Here is a 20434-nt window from a genome sequence, read left to right as displayed (position 1 = left end):
GATTTCTGTCCCACTCCCTTACCCCAGGCAAGCATACGATGTCAAATAGAAAAGCATCAATCTATTAGTTTCTAATGGATTGCTGCTTTTAATTTGAGAATGGGATATTTATGTCCCATGCTCTTCTTTTTAAACAAGAATATTGTGGTTATTTATTTGTATCTCAAACTCATATCCCAAACACTTGAAAGATTAAATGTTGTACTCACTATCTCCTAGGAAATAATTTTCAACATCTTTCCAATTATTCACACGATCAAATCTGTCATCGTTGATATTGTGCGTTGCAGTATATATAATCGGTGTACCAGTAAAGATGCTTAACTGTCTAGGGTTATCATCGATTAAATAATCCGCTTTAACAATGTCTTTTCGACCACAAAATACAAAATGCTGAGGGTCTAAAAATGGGAAGAAGTGTCTTAACCAATCATATTTATCATGGAATGAAGTCGGTACATCCATTGCCGCCGTTGCAATATATACATCATAATGTTCAGTTAGTTTTTTAACGACATCTTGTGCATCATCCATAACTTGTAATCTTCTGAAAAAGCCAGGTTCCCTTAAAATTTCTGTTAGTAGACCATCATGCTCAGGCATTGCATGTCTCAATTTTATTCCGTCTAACATTTCATATGTAATTCCTAAATCCGTACGTTTATTCACGTCTTCAAGCAATGCACCTACTGTATCAGCAAGTACCTCATCCATATCAATAGCAATCGATTTTCTCGTCATCTACTACTCTACTCCCTTTTCAATAGCTTCAATCTTTATTATATATAGGCAAAATTCTATGTGACAAGTGACTACATATAACTCCTATTTTCACTTCTAAGTATAGCAAATAACGTTCAACTAAACCAAAATTGTACTTATAAATATAATTCAAATCATGTTTAATGCTATCTACATCATACTTCATAGCACTTTAATGAATCGTGTTATTATATTTAAAATTCCATACACATTTTAGTATCGTTGAACGTCAACATCATTCATTATGATTAAAAGTCAAAACTTTTAAGTACTTCGATCATTTTATCATTTTGCTCTGGAAAGCCAATTGTCACTCGAATACCTTTAGGAAATTCTCTTGTAATACAGCCAACATTTAAAAATGCTTCATATAAATCATGTGGTTTGTCTGTATTGATATAGACAAAGTTTGTTTGGCTTGGATAAAATTTATCACTTACAGCTAATTCAAAGAATTTGGCTCTCTCTTGCGCGTTACGTTCGCGAATAGATGCTAAGTATGCTTGATCTTCTAATGCTGCCAACGCTGCATATTCAGATAAACGTCCTACATTAAAAGGCGGACGTATAATATTCCATTTTTCAATCGCTTCTTTAGCTGCAACTACATAACCAATACGCATGCCTGCTAAACCATAGGCTTTAGAGAATGTACGTAATAAAAACGCATTTGTAAATTGTTCTTGTAAAGCTAATGTATCAGGGAAATCTTCCGCCGTTACAAATTCCACATACGCTTCATCTATAATTACTGGAACATGACTTGGAACTCGTGTTAAGAAGTGTTGTAATTCTTCATGCGTAAAATAAGTGCCTGTGGGATTATTTGGATTACATAACCATACGAGTTTCGTATCATCGTCAATCTCTGCTAAAATACCTTCTAAATCAAAACATCCATCTTGCATAGGTACTTGAGCTACATTTGCAGCTTCTACGGTTGCATTATGATAATATTGTCCAAATGTCATTTCGCTTGTTACTATTTTATCTCCAGGAGTGAGTACCGCACGTGAAATCATTAAAATGACTTCGTCTAGGCCTGCCCCGAATAAAATGCGTGATGCATCAACATTTAAGTGGTTACTGATTGCTTCTTTGATTAATGGAGAACCGGTCTCAGGATAAAATTGCAATTCATCTAAATGTGCTTGAATCGCCTCGTTAACTTTTGGTGATGGACCATATAAATTTTCATTTGAAGCTAATTTATATAATTCACCTTCAATCCCGTAACTTTCTTTCAATGCTCTAGGCGATAAACCTGGTTCATATGCTGATAATTGTTCAATTTGCTTTTTCATTGTTGCTTCGGGCCTCCTTAAATTTACAGAAATTTCAAAACTTAATAACTATTATAAACCCAATAATAGCTTAAAATCAATGTGTCCTCATCAAACAGTTTGATTTGTAAACAGTAAAAAAACGAGTTCAGATAAATTAAGCGCGTGTTATTCCTATCGCTCATCATCCGAACCCGTAATAAAAGAGTTAATGTTTAATCTATTAAATGATGCTTTTCTAGATATGCTTTTGCAACTTCATATGGGTCTTCTTTCTTCACAGTCACATCGTAGTTCATTTGTTGCATTTCTTCATCTGAAATTTTACCTGCTAATTTATTTAGCGGTGCTTTAATTTCAGGATGTTCTTCTAAATAAGATGCTTTAAACATAGGCGCACCTTGATATGGGGGAAAGACATCTTTATCATCCTCTAGAACGACCATATCATATTGTTTTAATTCTGCATCTGTTGAATACGCATCTATTAAATTGATATCGCCACTTTCAATTGCTTGATAACGTAATTTGGGTTCCATCGTTTTGACGTCTCCCAAATCAAGGTCATATGCTTTTTTCACAGCTGGATAGCCATCTTCACGATCATTAAATTCTAATGTAAATCCAGGCTTGATTTTGCCACTGACTTTATTTAAATCACCAATTGTTTTAATATCATGCTCTTCTGCAAAGTCTCTTTTCACTGCTAAGGCATACGTATTATTGTATTCCATTGGTTTTAACATCGTCATATCAAATTTATTTTCTAAACTCGATTTAGCTTGTTCATATACTTTGTCTTCTTGCTTAGACTTTAAATCTTCTTTCGTTATTTCACCGAGCACTGTCCCTGTAAACTCAAGATAACCATCTATATCATCTGATTTTAGGGCGTTAAATAAGAAAGCTGTTTTACCCAATCCATCTTCAACTTCAACAGTATGATCCGTTTCTTCTTCAATTAAAATCTTATACATATTGGTAATCACTGAAGGCTCTGAACCAAGCTTACCTGCTAAGGTCACTTTATCTCCTTTTTGTGCTAACATCGGACCGACTATAAACAATAATAAGATCAGTACGATGGCACCTAATGCAATCAGTAATTTTTTGTATGACATTTTTTGCATAAAGCGTAAGGCTAAATCAAATAAAATTGCGAGCAAGGCCGCTGGAATGGCACCAATAAGTATTAATGACGTATCATTTCTATCGATACCTAATAATATCAGGTCACCTAAACCACCTGCACCAATTAAAGCTGCCAATGTTGCCGTACCAATGATTAATACCATAGCTGTGCGAATACCCGCCATAATTACCGGCATCGCAATTGGCAATTCTACTTTACTCAAACGGCGTCCTGGTTTCATACCTATACCTTTTGCTGCTTCTATTAACGAAGCATCAACTTCGTTAATACCCGTGTATGTATTTCTTAAAATAGGTAATAATGCATAGACCACTAAAGCAATCACTGCAGGCACCTTACCTATACCAAATAGTGGTATCATCAAACCGAGTAATGCAAGTGATGGTATCGTTTGAAGTATAGCTGCAATATTCATCACTACTTCAGAAAGTTTACGTGTTTTTGTAAGTAGAATGCCTAAGGGAACGCCAATTAGTGTCGCTATTAATAAAGCAATAAAAGATATTTGCATATGTTCGAAAATAGTTGTTAATAATTGACCTTTGCGCTCTACAAGAGTGTTAATGAATTCATTCATTCATTATGACCTCCTTTGCCTTCTGACAAAACTTTAAATATATCTTCTCGTTTTAGCACATGTTGTGTCGAAGCTGCTTCATCATCGACAATAATGCCTTCATGGTCAATTAAATGCTCATAAATATCACGTACAAAATAATCACTTTGAAGGACAGGATAACTTTCATGAGGCGTCTCTAATTTATTGCCCGGTAAATTACTAACCAGTTCAGATAATTTCATATCATTAACCGTACGTTTTACTTTATCTCCCATAAACTGCTTCACAAAGTCATTTTTAGGATTTTTAATAAAACCTTCTGGTGTATCAATTTGTTCAACTCGCCCCTCATTTAATAAACATATACGATCGCCAAGTTTCATTGCTTCTTGAATATCATGCGTTACAAAAATAATCGTCTTTTTAATTTTTTGTTGTAATTCAATCAAATCATCTTGTAACTTTTCACGACTAATCGGATCTAGCGCACTGTATGGCTCATCCATTAATATCACTGGTGGATCGGCGGCTAATGCACGCACCACGCCTACACGTTGCTGCTGTCCCCCTGACAACTCATCTGGTTTACGATTTTTATATAATTCAGGTTCTAAACCGACCATATCCAATAATTCATCCACACGTTGGTTAATATCTTTTTCTTTCCATTTTTTCATTTGTGGCACTTGTGCAATATTCTCTTTGATTGTCATATGTGGGAAAAGTGCGATTTGTTGCAGTACATAACCAATATCCCAACGCATTTCATAAATAGAATAATCACTAATTGGTTTATCATTAAAATAAATATACCCTTCAGATAAAGAAATTAAGCGATTGACCATTTTTAAGGTCGTTGTTTTGCCACAACCTGAAGGCCCAATTAACACAAAAAATTCGCCTTTTTTTATATTAAAACTGATGTCATCGACTGCAGTTTTATCTCCATATTTTTTTACTACATTTTTAAATTCTATCACTTTGTCACCTTCACTTTACTGTCCTCTATTTTTAAAATTAGCTTAAATTCACATTTACCACAATTATTCCCTATTTCCATATAATTCATGTATTTATCAAGCAATTTTCAAAAGTTTTGTTTTACTCCAATAAAATCTTGTTATTACAAAAAAGCGAAGTTAACTCAAATCTAAAATATACCTATAATCTTTGTGTTACATAGTATATTAAAATTTGAAATTTAACTTCGCAGTTATGGTTATATTTATTTAAAGCAGAAAGTTATGTGGAGATACAAAACTTAAGTTAATTATATCTTTGCTTTATATGATTGAATGGTTTCTAAAAACATTGGACAGTAATGTTTTAATTTGTAACTACCTACGCCATCAATTAAAATCATATCTTGTTTTGATTCTGGCTTTCTTTTAGCAAATTCTTCTAGTGTAAAATCAGAGAATATACTTACTGGTGGAATGCTCAAGTCCTCACTTAGCTGTTTGCGTACAGCTATAAGTTCATCAAATAATGCACGATCCACACCTTCTACGGTATTGATATTAACTTTTTCTGTAGTTTTGCGTTTAAATGGTGTCGTAAATATAGCGACCTGATCACTCAATAAACTTTTCACGGAGTTATCACAAGTTAATATTTCATCATACTCATTTAAAAAGCCTTTAAATCTCAATTCATCAATAAGATGACTTAAATCTGATGTAGTATAGTTTTTCATAATACCATGTGTTGACAATTCATTATAATCACAGTAGCGAATATAATCAGATTCTTCGCCTCTTAATACTTGTATAATGACGCTATAGCTTTCTTTTTGTTTCATACGTGCGATACAACTCACAATCATTTTTGCTTCATGAGTCATATCATACGTTTTATTTTCTCTTACACAATTACTACACTGTTCACATTCTTCAAGCTTTTCATTCGGCTCAAAATAATGTACGAGCGTTGCTTCTAAACACTTTTTAGTTTTTGTATAAAGTATCATCTTATTTAATTTTTCGCCCATCTTATCTTTATAATCATCATCTGCTTTCGACGAAGATATAAAATACTGATGTAAGCCAATGTCACGTTCACTAAATAATAAAATACAATCACTATTTAAACCATCACGACCTGCACGCCCCGCTTCTTGATAGTACGATTCTAAATCGCCAGGCATATTATAATGAATAACAAATCTCACATTGGACTTATCGATACCCATACCAAAAGCATTCGTAGCTACAACTACGCGTACTCGATCGTAAACAAAATCATTTTGGGCAGCTTCACGTTCTTTGTTCGATAGTCCACCATGATAGGCTGTACTCTTAACATCATTAATCGCTAATGCTTCTTGTAATTCTTCAACTTGTTTTCGTGTTGAACAATAAATAATGCCGGATTCTTTTTGATATTTTTTAACATATTCCAACACAAATTTTTGTCGTTGATATGTAGGATTGACCTGAAAGATTAGATTTCGACGTTTTGTACTTGTTTTAATCTCGTCGTTTTTATTAATGTTCAAGCGATCCATAATGTCTTTTTGAACTTCAATTGTCGCAGTTGCAGTAAGTGCCACAATTGTAAAATCTTGTGGTAATGCAAATACCTTATGAATCACATCTCGATAACTCGGTCTAAAATCGTGGCCCCATTTAGAAATACAGTGTGCTTCATCAAAAGCAACTAGCGGTATATTTAATTGTTGCACCATTTGAACAAAATAAGCATTATCGAAACGTTCAGGCGCCACATATAGAAATTGAATTTCACCTTTTCTAAGTTGTGCCTCTATTTCTTTTTGTTGTTTCTGAGTTAAACTACTGTTTAAGTACGCCGCGCGTATACCCATGGCCTTTAATTGATCAACTTGGTCTTTCATTAGCGAAATTAATGGACTGATAACAATCGTCGTACCGCCCAACATTAATCCCGGCACTTGATAACAAATTGATTTTCCCCCGCCAGTAGGTAATACACCTAGCGCATTTTGATGATTCATTACTTTTGTTATAATTTCTTTTTGACCTGGACGAAATGTATCGTAGCCAAAATAATGCGATAATGTTGATTCCATGTTTAACAATCCCTCATTGTTCTTTTAGTTCTTCTAGTTCGCTCCATCTTGCCATATCATCTTCGTACGTCTGATTAAGACGTCGTTGTTCTTCATTTAATTCTTTGATTTTAGCATAATCTGAACTTGCTGCAACCATTTCTTCATCGATGATTTCTAATCTTTGCTCAGTAGTTTCAATACGTTCAATAATCGTTTCATATTCTTGCTTTTCTTTAAAAGAGAGCCCTTTTTTCTTGTTCGCATTTTGTTTTACATGCGCTTGTTGTTTCTGTTGCTTTTGTTGTGCTTGAGCTTTATCTTGTTCTTTTTTATATGCTTCATAATCTTCAAACGTTCCTATGATACGTTCCATTTTTCCATCGTGAATATACCAATATTCTTGGGCTACTTTATTTAAGAAGTATCTATCATGACTTACTGTAATTACCGCACCACCAAATGTCTCAATATAATCTTCAAGTATTGTTAGCGTTTCAGTATCTAAGTCGTTTGTGGGTTCATCTAATAATAAGACATTCGGTTGATGGACCAATAATCTCAACAGATATAACCTTTTTTGTTCGCCACCTGATAATTTATATATTTTTTTACCATGTGTGGAACTTGGGAATAAAAAGCGTTCAAGTAGTTGTGTAATTGAAACTGACGTACCATCTTTTTCTTTTGCTACTTCACTTTCTTCTCTTAAATAATCAATCATTCTGACATCACGATCTAATCGCTCTTCACTTTGTTTAAAGTAAGCAACTTTTACAGTCTGCCCTATTTTCAGATTACCTTCGAAAGCTTGATCTTCTCCACTCAATATATTTAACAATGTTGTTTTACCAGCACCATTAGGACCAACAATACCAATTTGCTGACCACTTTGAATAATTTGAGTGATATCTTCGAACAGCGTTTTCCCATTGATGCGTTTAGTTAAAGCATCGAATTCGAAAACTTGTTTACCTAATCTTGAATAAGCAAGATTTAAAGATGCTTTATCTTGTTGATGTTGATTTTTGACATCTTGTTCTAAATCGCTAAATCTATTTTTACGTGCTTGTTGTTTTGTAGTTCGTGCTTTTACACCCGCACGCATCCAAGCAAGTTCTTTTTTATATAATGACTGTTGCTTCGATTGTTGTTTTTGTTCGATGATTTCATTTTCCGCACGTTGTGCAATATAAGCTTCATAATTACCAGAATAAGTGCGTAATTTTCCACGATCTAATTCGATAATTCGTGAGGATACTTCATTTAAGAAATAGCGATCATGCGTTACAAATAATACAGTGTGTGGATATTGTTTCACATAATTGATTAACCAATTGATAGATTCAAAATCTAAGTGGTTGGTAGGCTCATCTAGAAGTAATAAGTCAGGTTGTTCAATAAGTGTCTTCGCAAGACCCACTCTTTTTTGTTGACCGCCTGAAAGTTCACTTACTTCTTTTGTCGTATCATGAATACCTAATTTAGAAAGTATCGTCTTGATTTCTGCACTATAGTCCCATGCTTGATTCGCATCCATCGCATCTTGTGCTTGCATCATTTTTTGTAAATCTGACTCACTCTGGGTCGTACTATATTGATTCAGTGCAGACTCATATGCACGTATAACTTGAAGTGTTTTAGTTTCTGAGGTCAATACTGCTTCAAAAACAGACATGTTTCGATCAAAATCTTGTTTTTGAGAAGAATAACGGACGCGATATGCATTGGGATGCGATATTTCCGCATCATAATCTTCGTCTAGTCCTGCCATTACTTTTAATAAAGTACTCTTGCCAGTCCCATTTATACCAACGAGTCCTATTTTTTCTCCTTCAGAAATAGAGAGATGTAAATCATCGAAAATAGTCTTATCAGCATATGACTTATTTAAATGTTCAATTTTGTATGCTTCCATCATTCTACATCCTTTTTAATATCGAAATTTTTAAATATCGAAAATAGTAATTATATCTGTTAAACTTAATTTCAGTTCTATATATTATACACCTTTTTGAACTCAAATGATACAAAGGAGCAAAGCTTATGTCGGAATTTTTCCAAAACTTACCTCCTTACATCCAAGCATTAATAGCTGGCCTTATCACATGGCTACTTACTGCATTAGGAGCAGCATCGGTATTTATTTTCAAAAGAGTAAACGATAAGTTACTAAACTCAATGCAAGGTTTTGCTGCGGGTATTATGATCGCTGCAAGTTTTTGGTCATTATTACAACCAGCCATTGCTTATGGTGAAGGCACAGCATTCCCATGGTTGCCAGCTGCTATTGGTTTTTTATTGGGTGGATTATTTATTCGTGCATTAGATTTAGTTATTCCTCATATACATCCAAATACCAAAGACACCAAACAATTTCATGAAGGTGTGGGTACTAAAAAACTCAACAAAAATACATTACTTGTATTGGCAATTACGTTACACAATATTCCCGAAGGCCTTTCTATAGGTGTAGCTTTTGGTGGTATTGTTTCTGGTAATGGTCAAGCAACATTTTTAGGCGCTGTTGGATTAGCCATCGGTATCGGAATACAAAATATTCCTGAAGGTGCAGCGCTATCAATGCCAATACGCGCTGCAGGTGCATCAAGATGGAAAGCTTTTAATTATGGACAAGCATCAGCCATCGTCGAGCCTATATTTGCTGTAGTCGGCGCTGCTGCCGTGATAATGATCACCCCTATGTTGCCATATGCTTTAGCATTTGCTGCAGGTGCGATGATATTCGTTGTGGTTGAAGAACTTATACCAGATTCTCAGGCAAGTAACAATACAGACCTTGCAACGTTAAGTCTAATGTTAGGATTCACAATCATGATGATACTTGATGTCGCACTTGGATAAGGACGTAAATTTAGTATTAAAAATGGTTTAGACATAAACCAAATAAGTAAACAATAGCTATGAACGTTTGAAAAAGCCTCATAGCTATTGTTATGTCTTTTTTTATATACATATATACGCGAATTCATCTAAAGTAAATTTTAAAAAAGAGCCAACACACCTAGATTAGGTATGTTGGCTCTGTAATTCATCTATTTTTTTTGCTCTTTTGCTTTTGGGCCAGGCTTATATTCGTACTCAGAAGGTTTCACTTTTTCGAAATCTGGATTGTCATAGAATCTCAATAAGTCACCATTAATCAAATCATCACTCATTTGTAGATCTTTTTCAGCCTGTTGTTTACGTTTCTCGAAATCTTCAGGTTTTTTTGTTACTGGTTCATTGTTTTTATTATTATAAATTCTACCATTAACATATTTATAATCTTTCGTTATAAAGTCACCATTTCTGAATGGCACTGTGTCGTTATGATCTTTCGATAACATGTCTGTTCCCATCATTAGGTAATTCTTAGTATCAATACCCATTAAATGAAGCAGTGTAGGCATAACGTCTGCTTGACCAGCGTAAGTTTCATCTACTGTGCCTTCTTTACCTGGTATTTTCAACCAGAAACCAGTACGGTTTAAGTCAGTAAATTTAGCTGGTGTAATTTCTTCACCTAATAATTTTTCCATAGCTTTATTATGGTTTTCAGAAATACCATAGTGGTCACCGTAAATCATTATAACAGAATCATCATAAATACCTTTTTTCTTCAATTCATTAACAAATTCTTCTAGTGATTCATCTAAATATCTAGCTGTTTGAACATAGCCATCTACCGTTGAATCTCCAGTATTTGGTGATTCTATTGTTGCATCCTCTGGTGATACAGTGAATGGATAATGGTTTGTTAATGTAATTAAATGACTGTAGAATGGTTCTTTTTCTTTAGCTAAGTAATCTGCTGATTCTTCAAAGAATTCTTTATCTTTAAGACCTAGATTCTCTAGATTTTCTTCAGACATATCATAATATGTCGCATCATAGAATTTATCTATACCAAAGTGTCTATAAACTTGGTCACGGTTCCAGAATGTTTTGTAATCACCATGCATTACATTAGATGTATAACCTTGTTTTTGATCAAGAATTGCTGGCAATGATTGGTAAGTGTTATCACCTTTCAACGAAAAGGCTGAACCTTGTGGTAAACCGAATAAGCTATTATCCATTGTAAACTCTGAGTCTGATGTTTTACCTTGACCCGTTTGATGGAAGAAGTTTGGATAATATCTATAACCTGCATTCCCTGATGATAATTTATTTAAGAATGGTGTTACTTCTTCGCCATTTACTTTTTTATCAATTAAGAAAGTTTGGAAACTTTCTAAGTGTATTTTAATAACATTTTTCTTTTTACCTGCGCCAAAATACTCTTGATTTGGTTCAACGCGTTTTTGCTTCGAATAATTTAACACTTTAGTTAAATCATCTTCATTTGCTAAAGCTTTTTGCTGATTGTTTTGAATTGTTTTCACACCATCATAGACAGTGAAATTATATGGTCCTAAATATTTAACTAAATATTTGTGATCGAATGTACGTGTTAATAATTCAGGACGATCTGATTCTGCAAAAGCTAGATTCAGGAAGAATAACGCAATTGCAGCTGCCATTACTACTGGCACAAACTTTTTACTGAATACACGTTTATCTAACCATTTTTGTTTAAATATCAAGATAAAAAGGTAAATGATTGTATCAATAAAGTATACAAAGTCATACCATTTGAATGAAGCTGTCACTGCGCCGCCCATTGATTCAACATTTCCAACTTGGTTCAATGTACTAAACGTTATGAAATCAGAGAAGAATCTGAAGTAAACAACGTTCGCGTATAGTAGGAAAGTTAAAATAAAGCCACCAATAAAGATAAACCAGAATGCTTTCTTTCCTTTAAAGAATAAGAAAATACTTAATACTAAAGCGATTAAACTGTATGGATTCATTAATAGGATTAGGTTTTGTACTAACCCTTTAACACCTAAAGAAAAATCAACATAATATGAAAAATACGTTTTAAATGCGACAGTGAGCACGGTCAGAATAAAAAACGCAAAAAGAGTTAATTTCTTTTTGTGTAGACTCATGTTTGTTTCCCCCGATATAGATTAATATAGGTTGGAAAATAATCCATACCTAGTAAAAAAATGGCAAAGTTACTGTGATCATATGTTGTTAGCGATATTAGTATCCCTAACTATACAAAGGTCGTTATTGGCAAAAGTTATCTTCTTTAGGTTTATGTTCTTTAAAATCCTAAACAGCTGTGTATGTAATTTAAATTTCTATACACTAGAATTTTATTAGCTTGTTCAATTGTGAACTAAAGTTATAGTTTTAAAATTTTAAGTTTTATATTCTAATTAGAAACTTTTCATTTGTCTATATAGTGTAAATTGCGTAAACGTTTTCGTTTATCGATTAACGTCATCTTCACAATTTTTATCGTTTTGTAATGTTTCCGTAACAAAACGCATATAGTTCAATGTATAAATATAAAGCAATTCTGGTCAAATTTCAAGTAAAAACACACTTTCAAACGTAATTTAACGTTTTGCTCTTGTTTTGTTAAAGTCTTGTTAATGGGCTGTGAATATATCATTAAGAAATAATATGCTTTTTAATTATACGCTGTTTGATTTTTATATTAATCAGACTAGAGTCGTATATGAAATGAATTTTTATTTTAATATTTTATGAAATAATAATACCGTTCTATAAAACATATTACAAAATCTTAAAAGTTATACCTCTATACGGCGCTATAAAAAAAGCCGTAACCCTCACATAATTATCTTGAGGCGTTACAGCTTATCAGTAACCATTATATTATCCTTTAATTAGTAATATACATAGACCTTCTATTTTTTATTTCAACATCTCTAACTGCATTCTATATTCAATACCATGAAACAATTGGTTTAACCAATTTGTATATTTAATTAAATTCTTTTCTGCAGTTTCAATATCTATAAACTGGAATTTTAATTTTGTACCTTGATGCTTTTGCCCCAGCTTAGTTAAATGATAACTCGCAATTGTCCCAATTTGTGGGTAACTACCTATTGTATAGTGGTCATTGAGTAAAATAATCGGTGTGCCATCTCTTTTAACTTGTATCGTGCCTATTTGTACAGATTGATGCGCTGGCATATCTTCATAAAAAGCCTTCACGGGTTGTCCTTCTACATACATCCCGACTCTATTCGCTTTACTCGTAACTTTATATTCTCCAAGCGTAAAGTGACTTAGTGCTTCTTGTTCAAAGTCTTCTGTCCCTTTATTTTTTATGACATGAAAAACATCTGACATATAATTAAAGGAAAGTGCGTAACCATCAATGCCCCAGTCTGTTTGATGTTTTTCTTCTAGATTTTCAAACAATTTAAGGTGGCGTTCAGTATAGTCACGTTTCATATTAATTTCGTCACCTTTTTGCAATTTACGTCCATGAAAACCGCCAATTTTCACTTTAAAGTCAGTTGAGGTTGAACCTAACCACTCATCTAATTCCAAACCACCACCGATTGCTAAATATACTCTAGATGTGCGATTTGTCTCTGTAAATACAAGTACGTCCCCTTTTTCCATTAAGTACAACTTATTTGGTAATACTTTCATATGTTCTGTTTTAGCTTTAAAACTACCACCACTTAATGCAATCAATGTTGATTCAGTAAAGCGAATGCTCGACATTCTATTTGTCATCTCTAACGTAGCTTCACGTTTATCATTTGCAACGAGTCTGTTCGCTATTTCATGGGATAACGGATCTAGTGCGCCGCCAGGAATAACGCCGTTGTGCTCATAGCCTTTACGCCCAAAATCTTGGAAACTTGAGAATAATCCTTCACCTTCTATTATGATTGACATGGTTCGAAGCCTCCTAAATCCAGCGTTTCTTCTGTTATTGCGTTAAATGTAACATTATCGCCTAATTTCAGCTTAGTAAAATCAGTTTCTTCTGGGTCAAATAAGCGAATGGGTGTGTAGCCAATGACTAACCAATCGCCATAGGTATCTATTGTAGTAATACCTGTCTTTTTCCCTTCTATAACGACAGAACCTGCTGGAATAAACGTTTTTTTGCCACCTGTGTGATTAACAAACAGGCGCTTATCCATTCCGGTAAGATAAGGAAATCCAGGTGTAAAACCCATCATTGAGACAAAATACGTATGTTTAGTATGTAGCTTCACAAATTTTTCAAAATCTAATTTGTAATGCGTTAATAAAGCCGCTAAATCAGGACCAAATTCTCCACCATAAATAACTGGAATTTCCATTGGCTCAATCTCTTGCGCTTCGTGTTTAATCTCTAATTGCACGGTTTGCATTAATGCATTCATATATAAAAATGGTGATTTAATATTGTAGTGTTTGATCATATCTCGCGCATCATAACAAATCATCATATCTGATTCAGTAGGTACAATTTCGGTTATAAAAGGATAGTCTTTTTCTAATAAATACGTTTTTAATGCTAATAAATCTTCTGTTAAATCCTTAGAGACTTCTTTTTCAATAGAAACTACAATTGCTTGGTCTCCCTGGCTATATATTTTCATAGGCTCACCTCTTATATTCTTACTAACGATAAAACACATTTAATCCTTGTACCAAATAACCCACAAGTGCTTTCACTAGAAAATAGACTACTACAAATTGAATCATGCAAGAGATTGTAATTACGAATCTTGCAATATAAATCTGTTGTTTTTTCAGCAAACGGTTTACATACCATTTTGAAAGCAAGGTTATTAAAATCATTGTCAGTATCCAAACCAATATCATCGTTATGCCTCACTCGCTGTTTATAATTTATTACGTAATTATTTAAGTGCACCCTTGTCTATAGTCTATTAGGATTGCCTGTGTATCACTGGATTTAATACTATGATACGCCTTATCATGCGTATGCAAATCAAAGGCTAATTTGTCACAACTCTCATATTTTCACGTTGTCGGTTTTCTATAATGTTCACCATCTCTGAATTCATGGCAAACTCAATGTTTATACTTTCTATATTCTATAGATAAATTTCAACCTCGGCAACCTCTCGCAAACTATTTATAAGAAAAACCTGTATCTGGTTTTTCAATATTTTATCTTTAAAATCATTTATATTGTAGTTTTTTTGCGATACTTTCCCATCATCTATAAGTGATTGTCTCATACAGCCACGTAAGAAATCTTCATTATATAGAGGCGTATAATAGCATCCACCTTCTTTTATCATGAGATTTCCAATATCGAATTCTAATAATTTTCCATTAGAATCATATAACAACACTAGGTCAGTCTGATGATTATGTGATAAATGTTTTCTATCGGTTGTTTTATTTATTAATTCGGGTTTATTTACATTATCTGCTAAAGGTAGTAATTTTGCTGTAAATTTATTTTTATCAGATAATGCTGCAACAACATAATCTAGTGATCCATCTTGATCTAATAATATTTTTATACGATACGCACCTTTAGGATAGTCATTCATTAACATTTCAATTAACTGATTCCATTTCGCTTCATCCAAGTCAAATTTAAGTTGCTCAGCAGACTGTTTTATTCGTTTTTTGTGATAAGGCAAGCGCGGAAACTTACCTTCTTCCAAACGCATCGTTTCAAATAACTGCATTATAATCTCTCCAGTATTTTTGTTTTATCCTTAAATTCTTGCACTTCATCTTCAGGATTAGAGTCTATGGTAATACCTGCGCCTACGCCATATATAGCTTGGTCATCTATATATTGGATCGTTCGAATAGGCACATTGAAAATAGATTTTCCGTCTGGCAACAGCAAGGCAACTGTACCACAATAACCATTTCTCGGAGTTTGCTCTAACTTTTTAATATATTTCATGGTATTGATTTTTGGTGCTCCTGTAATAGAACCGCACGGAAATAATGCTTTTAAAATGTGCATGAGTTTAGTCTCTTGAGGTAAAGACCCTGTGACCATCGACGTCATTTGAAATACAGTGCTGTAGCGTTCTATATGAAATGGTTTATAGACTTTTACAGTTCCTGTCTCTGCAATACGGCTAATATCATTTCGTAACAAGTCCACGATCATGACATTTTCCGCTTTATCTTTAGCTGAATACATTAACGTATGTAAATTTTGCTGGTCTTGCGTTTCAGAATGCCCTCTAGCTATAGTGCCTTTCATGGGTTTACTTAATAATACATCGTTCCGATTTTCAAACGGTCCACGTTGGAAAAATAATTCTGGTGAAAGTGAAGCTAACTGTACTTCATCTGTATCTATTAAAGCAGAATAAAAGCCATGATTTTGACGCTGTAACACTTCATATAATGTAGCAATCGGATAATGTATATCATCAGTCAAACGTGTCGTATAATTCACTTGATATGTATTACCTTCAATAATTGCGGATTGAACTGCTTTAATATGGGTGATTAATTGGGATTTATTTAATTGAAATTTAAAATCACATTTTGGTATGTATTGTTCTTTTTTGTCAGTTAATGTTATATCTTCCTTTTTGTCGAAAACATAAGCAGCAGCAAAAACATATTCATCCTTTATTTGTACTGTAGCCATTTGTTCATTAAAAAAAGGTGCCGCTTCATAGGGTAAATACAATGCTACATAACCACCTTGGTGTTGATGCATTTCTGCAAATTGTATAACACTGCCTACTTCGTCTAAGTGATATGCGATTGATTTATCTTTACACTGCGTAAATTGGTATTCGTGGGTTTCATATTCTGATTCGTCTAATAAATAGCGATAATTAAATTGTATTTGCATGAGCACCCTCCACGATTTCTATAAATAATTTTATTTGTTCAATGCCACATTCACTCAGGATAGATTCAGGATGGTACTGTACACCATAAACAGGTAATGTTTGGTGTGCACATGCCATAATGATACCTTCTTGATTCGTTGCTGTAATTTTTAATGTTTTTGGAAATGTCTCAGTATCAGCAATCAAAGAATGGTATCGCATAACATAAAATGTATCGGCTAAACCTTTAAAAATACCACTATTATCATGTTGAATTTGAGTTGTGTGACCATGAATCGGTTTATAACCTTTTATAATATCTCCGCCAAAATAAGTCACTAATTGTTGAAATCCTAGACATACACCTAGAATTGGAATTTGTTCTAAAAAAACTTTTATAACCTCATTTAATATAGGATAATCATCAGGTGATCCTGGTCCTGGAGAAATAACGATAGCATCAGGAGAAGTTTGCGTAATCTGCTCAATAGAAACTTCTTCAACATCTACCACATTAACTGATCCACTGAAACTTTGCTTAATATAGTCTACAATATTGTATGTAAATGAATCTTTATTATCAATGATTAGTATCATTTCATCACCTCTTTATGTATCTTTCACTATCTATTATACTCATTATCCCAAATCTCACCTTGATTTTACAGTTTAAATGTATTATTCTTATCACCGTATAAATGAATATAAAGAGGTTCCTAGCTGACACCCTCTATAAAAAACTAGACACGTAAACAACGTCTATCTTTTTTATAAGGATAGGCGTTTTTTTATGGTGTCATAGCGAAATTGAGTAAAAGCTAGTATGACATTATTAAGGAGTGCAAGATATATGACGCAACAATCTTTAAGCAGTAATAAAGCCATCGTCGTTTTCAGTGGAGGACAAGATAGCACAACTTGCCTATTTTGGGCAAAGCAACATTATGCCGATGTCGAATTAGTAACATTTGAATATGGTCAAAGACACGATACAGAAATTAAAGTAGCTAAGCAAATTGCTGAAGCACAAAATGTAAAACATCACATATTAGATATGTCTTTACTTTCTCAACTTACACCAAACGCATTAACACAGCATGATATGGATATTGAAGTTGGCGAAGACGGCGTGCCAAATACGTTTGTACCGGCCAGAAATCTTTTATTCTTATCATTTGCAGGTGCGCTCGCATATCAAACAAATGCAAAACATATTATTACTGGCGTTTGTGAAACTGATTTCTCTGGATACCCTGACTGTAGAGATAGTTTTATTAAATCAATGAATGTTACTTTATCGCTATCTATGGATAAAGATTTCGTTATACACACACCATTAATGTGGTTAGATAAAAAAGAAACTTGGGCACTAAGTGATGAACTTGGCGTACTAGACTATATTAGATACAATACGCTCACTTGCTACAATGGCATTGTCGGTGAAGGTTGTGGAGAATGTCCTGCTTGTGAATTAAGAGCACGAGGTTTAGACGCTTATCTAAAAGAAAAAGGAGCTGAATAACATGTTCCAACAAAATTATCCTAGCGTTCAACATCCTTACAGCTTTGAGCTTAATAAAGACTTCAACTTTTCTGCAGCCCATTATATTCCTAGTGAAGATGCTGGAAAATGTATGCGTACACATGGTCACACCTACTTCGTAAATTTAACAATTGGTGGCGATACATTAGATCATAATGGTTTTTTAGTAAATTTTAGTGACTTAAAAAAATTAGTTCATGACCAATTCGACCACCATTTACTCAATGATTTACCTCAATTCAAAGGTAAAAGTCCATCAACCGAAATCGTTGCACAGACAGTTTATGAAATGGTGCAAGCTTCATTAAATGAACGAGACAACCAGCCTAAATGTTTACAAGTTTATGTTAGAGAAACACCTACGAGTTATGTTGTCTATAGACCAAAGGAGTCTAAATATGAGTAAAATTCCTGTTTTAGAAATCTTCGGTCCAACAATTCAAGGTGAAGGCCGTGTGATTGGACGAAAAACGATGTTTGTTCGTACAGCTGGTTGCGATTATCGTTGTAGTTGGTGTGATTCAAGCTTCACTTGGGATGGTAGTGCTAAAGAAGATATACGCATGATGACCGCTGAGGAAATATACGACTCACTTTATGAAATTGCTGGTGAATCATTTAATCACGTCACAATTTCTGGAGGTAACCCTGCTCTGATTAAAGGCATTCAGGATTTAGTCGATCTTTTTGAAACTAAAAACATTTATAGCGCATTAGAAACACAGGGGAGTAAATTCCAACCTTGGATGACACAAATTGATGACTTAACTATTAGTCCGAAACCCCCAAGCTCAAAAATGAAACCTAATCTACCAATATTAGATGATGTTATCGAAAATTGTATACCTGCTTCTTTAAATTTAAAAGTTGTAGTATTTGATGACCAGGATTACGATTTTGCTAAAATGATACACCATAGATACCCTACGATTCCTTTTTATTTACAAGTAGGTAATCCCTACCTAGATGGTGATTACGTCGAATCACATACCGAAAAGTTATTATCATTATATGAAACACTCGTCGACCGTGTCATGACAAGTAGTGATATGAATAATGTTTATGTCTTACCACAGCTACATACATTACTATGGAGTAATAAAAAAGGTGTTTAAATTGAGTATTTCGTCCGATACGTTGTATAATGCTTCTTATCCGTATAACGGTGTCACTATTTTTAGTGGCTTTAAATCGTTAGGATAACTATCACTGCTAATATATAAAAGGGAAAAAAATTATTTCTATTTAACCTAATATTTTTATGTAAATTTAAATAATTAATTGTTATTAAATGATTAACGTAATATTAATTGGTATAATGTTGCAGTGAAGTATCTAGGTTAGGAGAGCAACATGCTAATAAATATAATTATAAATATAGCTGCGGTATTAATTATTCTCGGAATTGGTTTATATCGTCAGAATTTCAAACAACTTAAGTTTAGCTCTATACTCATTGCTTTATCTGTAAATGGTCTCATCAATTTATTTCTCGTCGGTGAATATGACTACATCGCATTTTATACAAGTGCGCAACTCATCATTTGGACCATATTACAATTGTATATAAATAGAAAAGTAACTGTATACGTTATAACAGACCAAAAATTCATTGCGGTTGTGCTTACTATTATAATGAGTACATCATTAATACTTACTTATAGTACAAGTCATGATTCATTTTATATGTCTATTCCTTATTTAGCCCCAGCTATTTTTATCATAGGCGCTATCATGCTTTTTTATAGCACATTTCAACCAAAGGAAAAAGAACAACTTAAATTTATGAATCGTATTCGACGCCCTATCTTTGTCGGTCAAATATTAATTATTGCATCGTCATCAGTAATGACGCTATTAACGCCTTATTGGTATGCTTTTATAATTATTCATTTATTGTTTATATCATTCTTATTATGGCAGAATATATTTTCTTCACATAAATGATTAACCTTTTATATTTCGTGGTATAGATTAGAAGTCGAACGAATAATAAAGGAGGCAAATCAATATGGGCTTTATACTTATGTTAATAGTCGGTGGTTTAATCGGTTGGATAGCTGGTGGTATCGTAGGTAAAGATATACCAGGTGGTATTTTAGGTAATATTATCGCTGGTATTGTAGGTTCAGCGCTAGGCTCTTGGTTACTTGGTGATTGGGGTTGGCATTTAGGTGGCATCGCGATATTCCCAGCACTTATCGGGACAATCATTCTAGTAGCAATTGTTTCATTTATTTTCGGTAAGTTACGTAAAAAATAAAAGCAAAAAGCAAAAAGTAAAATTACTAATCTAAAACATTAATAATTTAAATCAAGGAAATAAGCCAAATGCCTTTGCAGCATTTGGTTTATTTTTTTATAGCTATGTATCCCCTTGAGTCAATCTTTGTTCCTCAATTTTATTATTTAATTCTTATTGAAAATGGTAT

At 33.4% G+C, this 20434-nt stretch carries 19 protein-coding genes; 6 read left to right on the top strand and 13 right to left on the bottom strand.

The genetic code is table 11. From position 1 onward, the window contains the following. Nucleotides 1-192 precede the first annotated feature (192 nt). The 6 genes from AST02_RS01890 to AST02_RS01865 form a co-directional block, all read right to left on the bottom strand. The gene (locus AST02_RS01890; RefSeq protein WP_069815333.1) at nucleotides 193-741 is read right to left on the bottom strand and encodes a 5' nucleotidase, NT5C type; all 549 of its coding nucleotides are present in this window, start codon (nucleotides 739-741) and stop codon (nucleotides 193-195) included. A gap of 269 nt (nucleotides 742-1010) precedes the next feature. Next, the gene (gene hisC / locus AST02_RS01885; RefSeq protein ID WP_069815331.1) at nucleotides 1011-2066 is read right to left on the bottom strand and encodes a histidinol-phosphate transaminase; all 1056 of its coding nucleotides are present in this window, start codon (nucleotides 2064-2066) and stop codon (nucleotides 1011-1013) included. Nucleotides 2067-2260: 194 nt separating this feature from the next. Then, entirely contained in the window at nucleotides 2261-3775 is a 1515-nt protein-coding gene (locus AST02_RS01880; RefSeq protein WP_069815329.1) for an ABC transporter permease/substrate-binding protein, read from the bottom strand. After that, on the bottom strand, nucleotides 3772-4737 hold the full coding sequence (locus tag AST02_RS01875; protein ID WP_069815327.1) for an ABC transporter ATP-binding protein: 966 nt from the start codon (nucleotides 4735-4737) through the stop codon (nucleotides 3772-3774). The genes AST02_RS01880 and AST02_RS01875 overlap by 4 nt, the downstream gene beginning before the upstream one ends. Before the next feature lie 290 nt (nucleotides 4738-5027). After that, nucleotides 5028-6806, bottom strand: a complete 1779-nt coding sequence (gene recQ / locus AST02_RS01870; protein WP_069815325.1) for a DNA helicase RecQ — start codon at nucleotides 6804-6806, stop codon at nucleotides 5028-5030. Between the two features lie 13 nt (nucleotides 6807-6819). Continuing rightward, a complete protein-coding gene (locus AST02_RS01865) occupies nucleotides 6820-8703 on the bottom strand; it encodes an ABC-F family ATP-binding cassette domain-containing protein (protein ID WP_069815323.1) in 1884 nt (627 codons plus the stop codon). Between the two features lie 128 nt (nucleotides 8704-8831). Between AST02_RS01865 and AST02_RS01860 the strand changes: the two genes are divergently transcribed. Then, nucleotides 8832-9650 carry a ZIP family metal transporter gene (locus AST02_RS01860; protein WP_069815321.1) on the top strand — a complete coding sequence of 273 codons (819 nt, stop codon included), beginning with the start codon at nucleotides 8832-8834 and terminating at the stop codon, nucleotides 9648-9650. A 191-nt stretch (nucleotides 9651-9841) separates the two neighbouring features. On the opposite strand, the gene ltaS is transcribed toward AST02_RS01860, so the two are convergent. The 7 genes from ltaS to AST02_RS01825 form a co-directional block, all read right to left on the bottom strand. Beyond that, nucleotides 9842-11785 (bottom strand): polyglycerol-phosphate lipoteichoic acid synthase LtaS, encoded by a 1944-nt coding sequence (gene ltaS, locus AST02_RS01855; protein WP_069815319.1) that lies wholly within the window; start codon nucleotides 11783-11785, stop codon nucleotides 9842-9844. Nucleotides 11786-12566: 781 nt separating this feature from the next. Continuing rightward, the gene (locus AST02_RS01850) at nucleotides 12567-13571 is read right to left on the bottom strand and encodes a biotin-dependent carboxyltransferase family protein (protein WP_069815316.1); all 1005 of its coding nucleotides are present in this window, start codon (nucleotides 13569-13571) and stop codon (nucleotides 12567-12569) included. Next, nucleotides 13559-14266, bottom strand: a complete 708-nt coding sequence (gene pxpB / locus AST02_RS01845) for a 5-oxoprolinase subunit PxpB (protein ID WP_069815315.1) — start codon at nucleotides 14264-14266, stop codon at nucleotides 13559-13561. Before pxpB ends, AST02_RS01850 begins: the two co-directional genes overlap by 13 nt. A 22-nt stretch (nucleotides 14267-14288) precedes the next feature. Further along, entirely contained in the window at nucleotides 14289-14492 is a 204-nt protein-coding gene (locus AST02_RS01840; RefSeq protein WP_069815314.1) for a hypothetical protein, read from the bottom strand. Between the two features lie 236 nt (nucleotides 14493-14728). Continuing rightward, a complete protein-coding gene (locus AST02_RS01835) occupies nucleotides 14729-15337 on the bottom strand; it encodes an aminotransferase class IV (RefSeq protein ID WP_069815313.1) in 609 nt (202 codons plus the stop codon). Continuing rightward, on the bottom strand, nucleotides 15337-16479 hold the full coding sequence (locus tag AST02_RS01830; RefSeq protein WP_069815312.1) for a chorismate-binding protein: 1143 nt from the start codon (nucleotides 16477-16479) through the stop codon (nucleotides 15337-15339). Before AST02_RS01830 ends, AST02_RS01835 begins: the two co-directional genes overlap by 1 nt. Next, a complete protein-coding gene (locus AST02_RS01825) occupies nucleotides 16463-17056 on the bottom strand; it encodes an anthranilate synthase component II (RefSeq protein ID WP_069815310.1) in 594 nt (197 codons plus the stop codon). Before AST02_RS01825 ends, AST02_RS01830 begins: the two co-directional genes overlap by 17 nt. 253 nt (nucleotides 17057-17309) lie before the next feature. Between AST02_RS01825 and queC the strand changes: the two genes are divergently transcribed. From queC to AST02_RS01800, 5 genes are all read left to right on the top strand, one after another. Further along, complete coding sequence (gene queC / locus AST02_RS01820; RefSeq protein ID WP_069815305.1) at nucleotides 17310-17981, top strand: 7-cyano-7-deazaguanine synthase QueC; 672 nt, start codon at nucleotides 17310-17312, stop codon at nucleotides 17979-17981. 1 nt (nucleotide 17982) lies between these two features. Then, entirely contained in the window at nucleotides 17983-18408 is a 426-nt protein-coding gene (gene queD / locus AST02_RS01815) for a 6-carboxytetrahydropterin synthase QueD (protein WP_069815303.1), read from the top strand. Beyond that, nucleotides 18401-19117 carry a 7-carboxy-7-deazaguanine synthase QueE gene (queE, locus tag AST02_RS01810; RefSeq protein ID WP_069815302.1) on the top strand — a complete coding sequence of 239 codons (717 nt, stop codon included), beginning with the start codon at nucleotides 18401-18403 and terminating at the stop codon, nucleotides 19115-19117. Before queD ends, queE begins: the two co-directional genes overlap by 8 nt. Nucleotides 19118-19355: 238 nt before the next feature. Further along, nucleotides 19356-19949: a hypothetical protein gene (locus AST02_RS01805; protein ID WP_069815301.1), complete on the top strand. Its 594-nt coding sequence runs from the start codon at nucleotides 19356-19358 to the stop codon at nucleotides 19947-19949. 64 nt (nucleotides 19950-20013) lie between these two features. Beyond that, on the top strand, nucleotides 20014-20265 hold the full coding sequence (locus AST02_RS01800; protein ID WP_021339421.1) for a GlsB/YeaQ/YmgE family stress response membrane protein: 252 nt from the start codon (nucleotides 20014-20016) through the stop codon (nucleotides 20263-20265). Nucleotides 20266-20434 lie beyond the last annotated feature (169 nt).

The organism is Staphylococcus equorum (genome assembly GCF_001747895.1).
Taxonomy (GTDB): Bacteria; Bacillota; Bacilli; order Staphylococcales; family Staphylococcaceae; genus Staphylococcus; species Staphylococcus equorum_A.
The sequence above is the reverse complement of the archived record's forward strand: the minus strand, read 5'-3'. Positions and strand labels throughout refer to the sequence as shown.

Coding starts and splice junctions, on each gene's coding strand:
- AST02_RS01830 (WP_069815312.1), bottom strand. CDS start 16,479: ATGCAAATACAATTTAATTATCGCTATTTATTAGACGAATCAGAATAT.
- AST02_RS01805 (WP_069815301.1), top strand. CDS start 19,356: ATGCTAATAAATATAATTATAAATATAGCTGCGGTATTAATTATTCTC.
- AST02_RS01880 (WP_069815329.1), bottom strand. CDS start 3,775: ATGAATGAATTCATTAACACTCTTGTAGAGCGCAAAGGTCAATTATTA.
- AST02_RS01890 (WP_069815333.1), bottom strand. CDS start 741: ATGACGAGAAAATCGATTGCTATTGATATGGATGAGGTACTTGCTGAT.
- ltaS (WP_069815319.1), bottom strand. CDS start 11,785: ATGAGTCTACACAAAAAGAAATTAACTCTTTTTGCGTTTTTTATTCTG.
- AST02_RS01860 (WP_069815321.1), top strand. CDS start 8,832: ATGTCGGAATTTTTCCAAAACTTACCTCCTTACATCCAAGCATTAATA.
- AST02_RS01840 (WP_069815314.1), bottom strand. CDS start 14,492: ATGATATTGGTTTGGATACTGACAATGATTTTAATAACCTTGCTTTCA.
- AST02_RS01835 (WP_069815313.1), bottom strand. CDS start 15,337: ATGCAGTTATTTGAAACGATGCGTTTGGAAGAAGGTAAGTTTCCGCGC.
- queE (WP_069815302.1), top strand. CDS start 18,401: ATGAGTAAAATTCCTGTTTTAGAAATCTTCGGTCCAACAATTCAAGGT.
- queC (WP_069815305.1), top strand. CDS start 17,310: ATGACGCAACAATCTTTAAGCAGTAATAAAGCCATCGTCGTTTTCAGT.
- AST02_RS01800 (WP_021339421.1), top strand. CDS start 20,014: ATGGGCTTTATACTTATGTTAATAGTCGGTGGTTTAATCGGTTGGATA.
- AST02_RS01825 (WP_069815310.1), bottom strand. CDS start 17,056: ATGATACTAATCATTGATAATAAAGATTCATTTACATACAATATTGTA.
- AST02_RS01865 (WP_069815323.1), bottom strand. CDS start 8,703: ATGGAAGCATACAAAATTGAACATTTAAATAAGTCATATGCTGATAAG.
- hisC (WP_069815331.1), bottom strand. CDS start 2,066: ATGAAAAAGCAAATTGAACAATTATCAGCATATGAACCAGGTTTATCG.
- pxpB (WP_069815315.1), bottom strand. CDS start 14,266: ATGAAAATATATAGCCAGGGAGACCAAGCAATTGTAGTTTCTATTGAA.
- recQ (WP_069815325.1), bottom strand. CDS start 6,806: ATGGAATCAACATTATCGCATTATTTTGGCTACGATACATTTCGTCCA.
- AST02_RS01850 (WP_069815316.1), bottom strand. CDS start 13,571: ATGTCAATCATAATAGAAGGTGAAGGATTATTCTCAAGTTTCCAAGAT.
- queD (WP_069815303.1), top strand. CDS start 17,983: ATGTTCCAACAAAATTATCCTAGCGTTCAACATCCTTACAGCTTTGAG.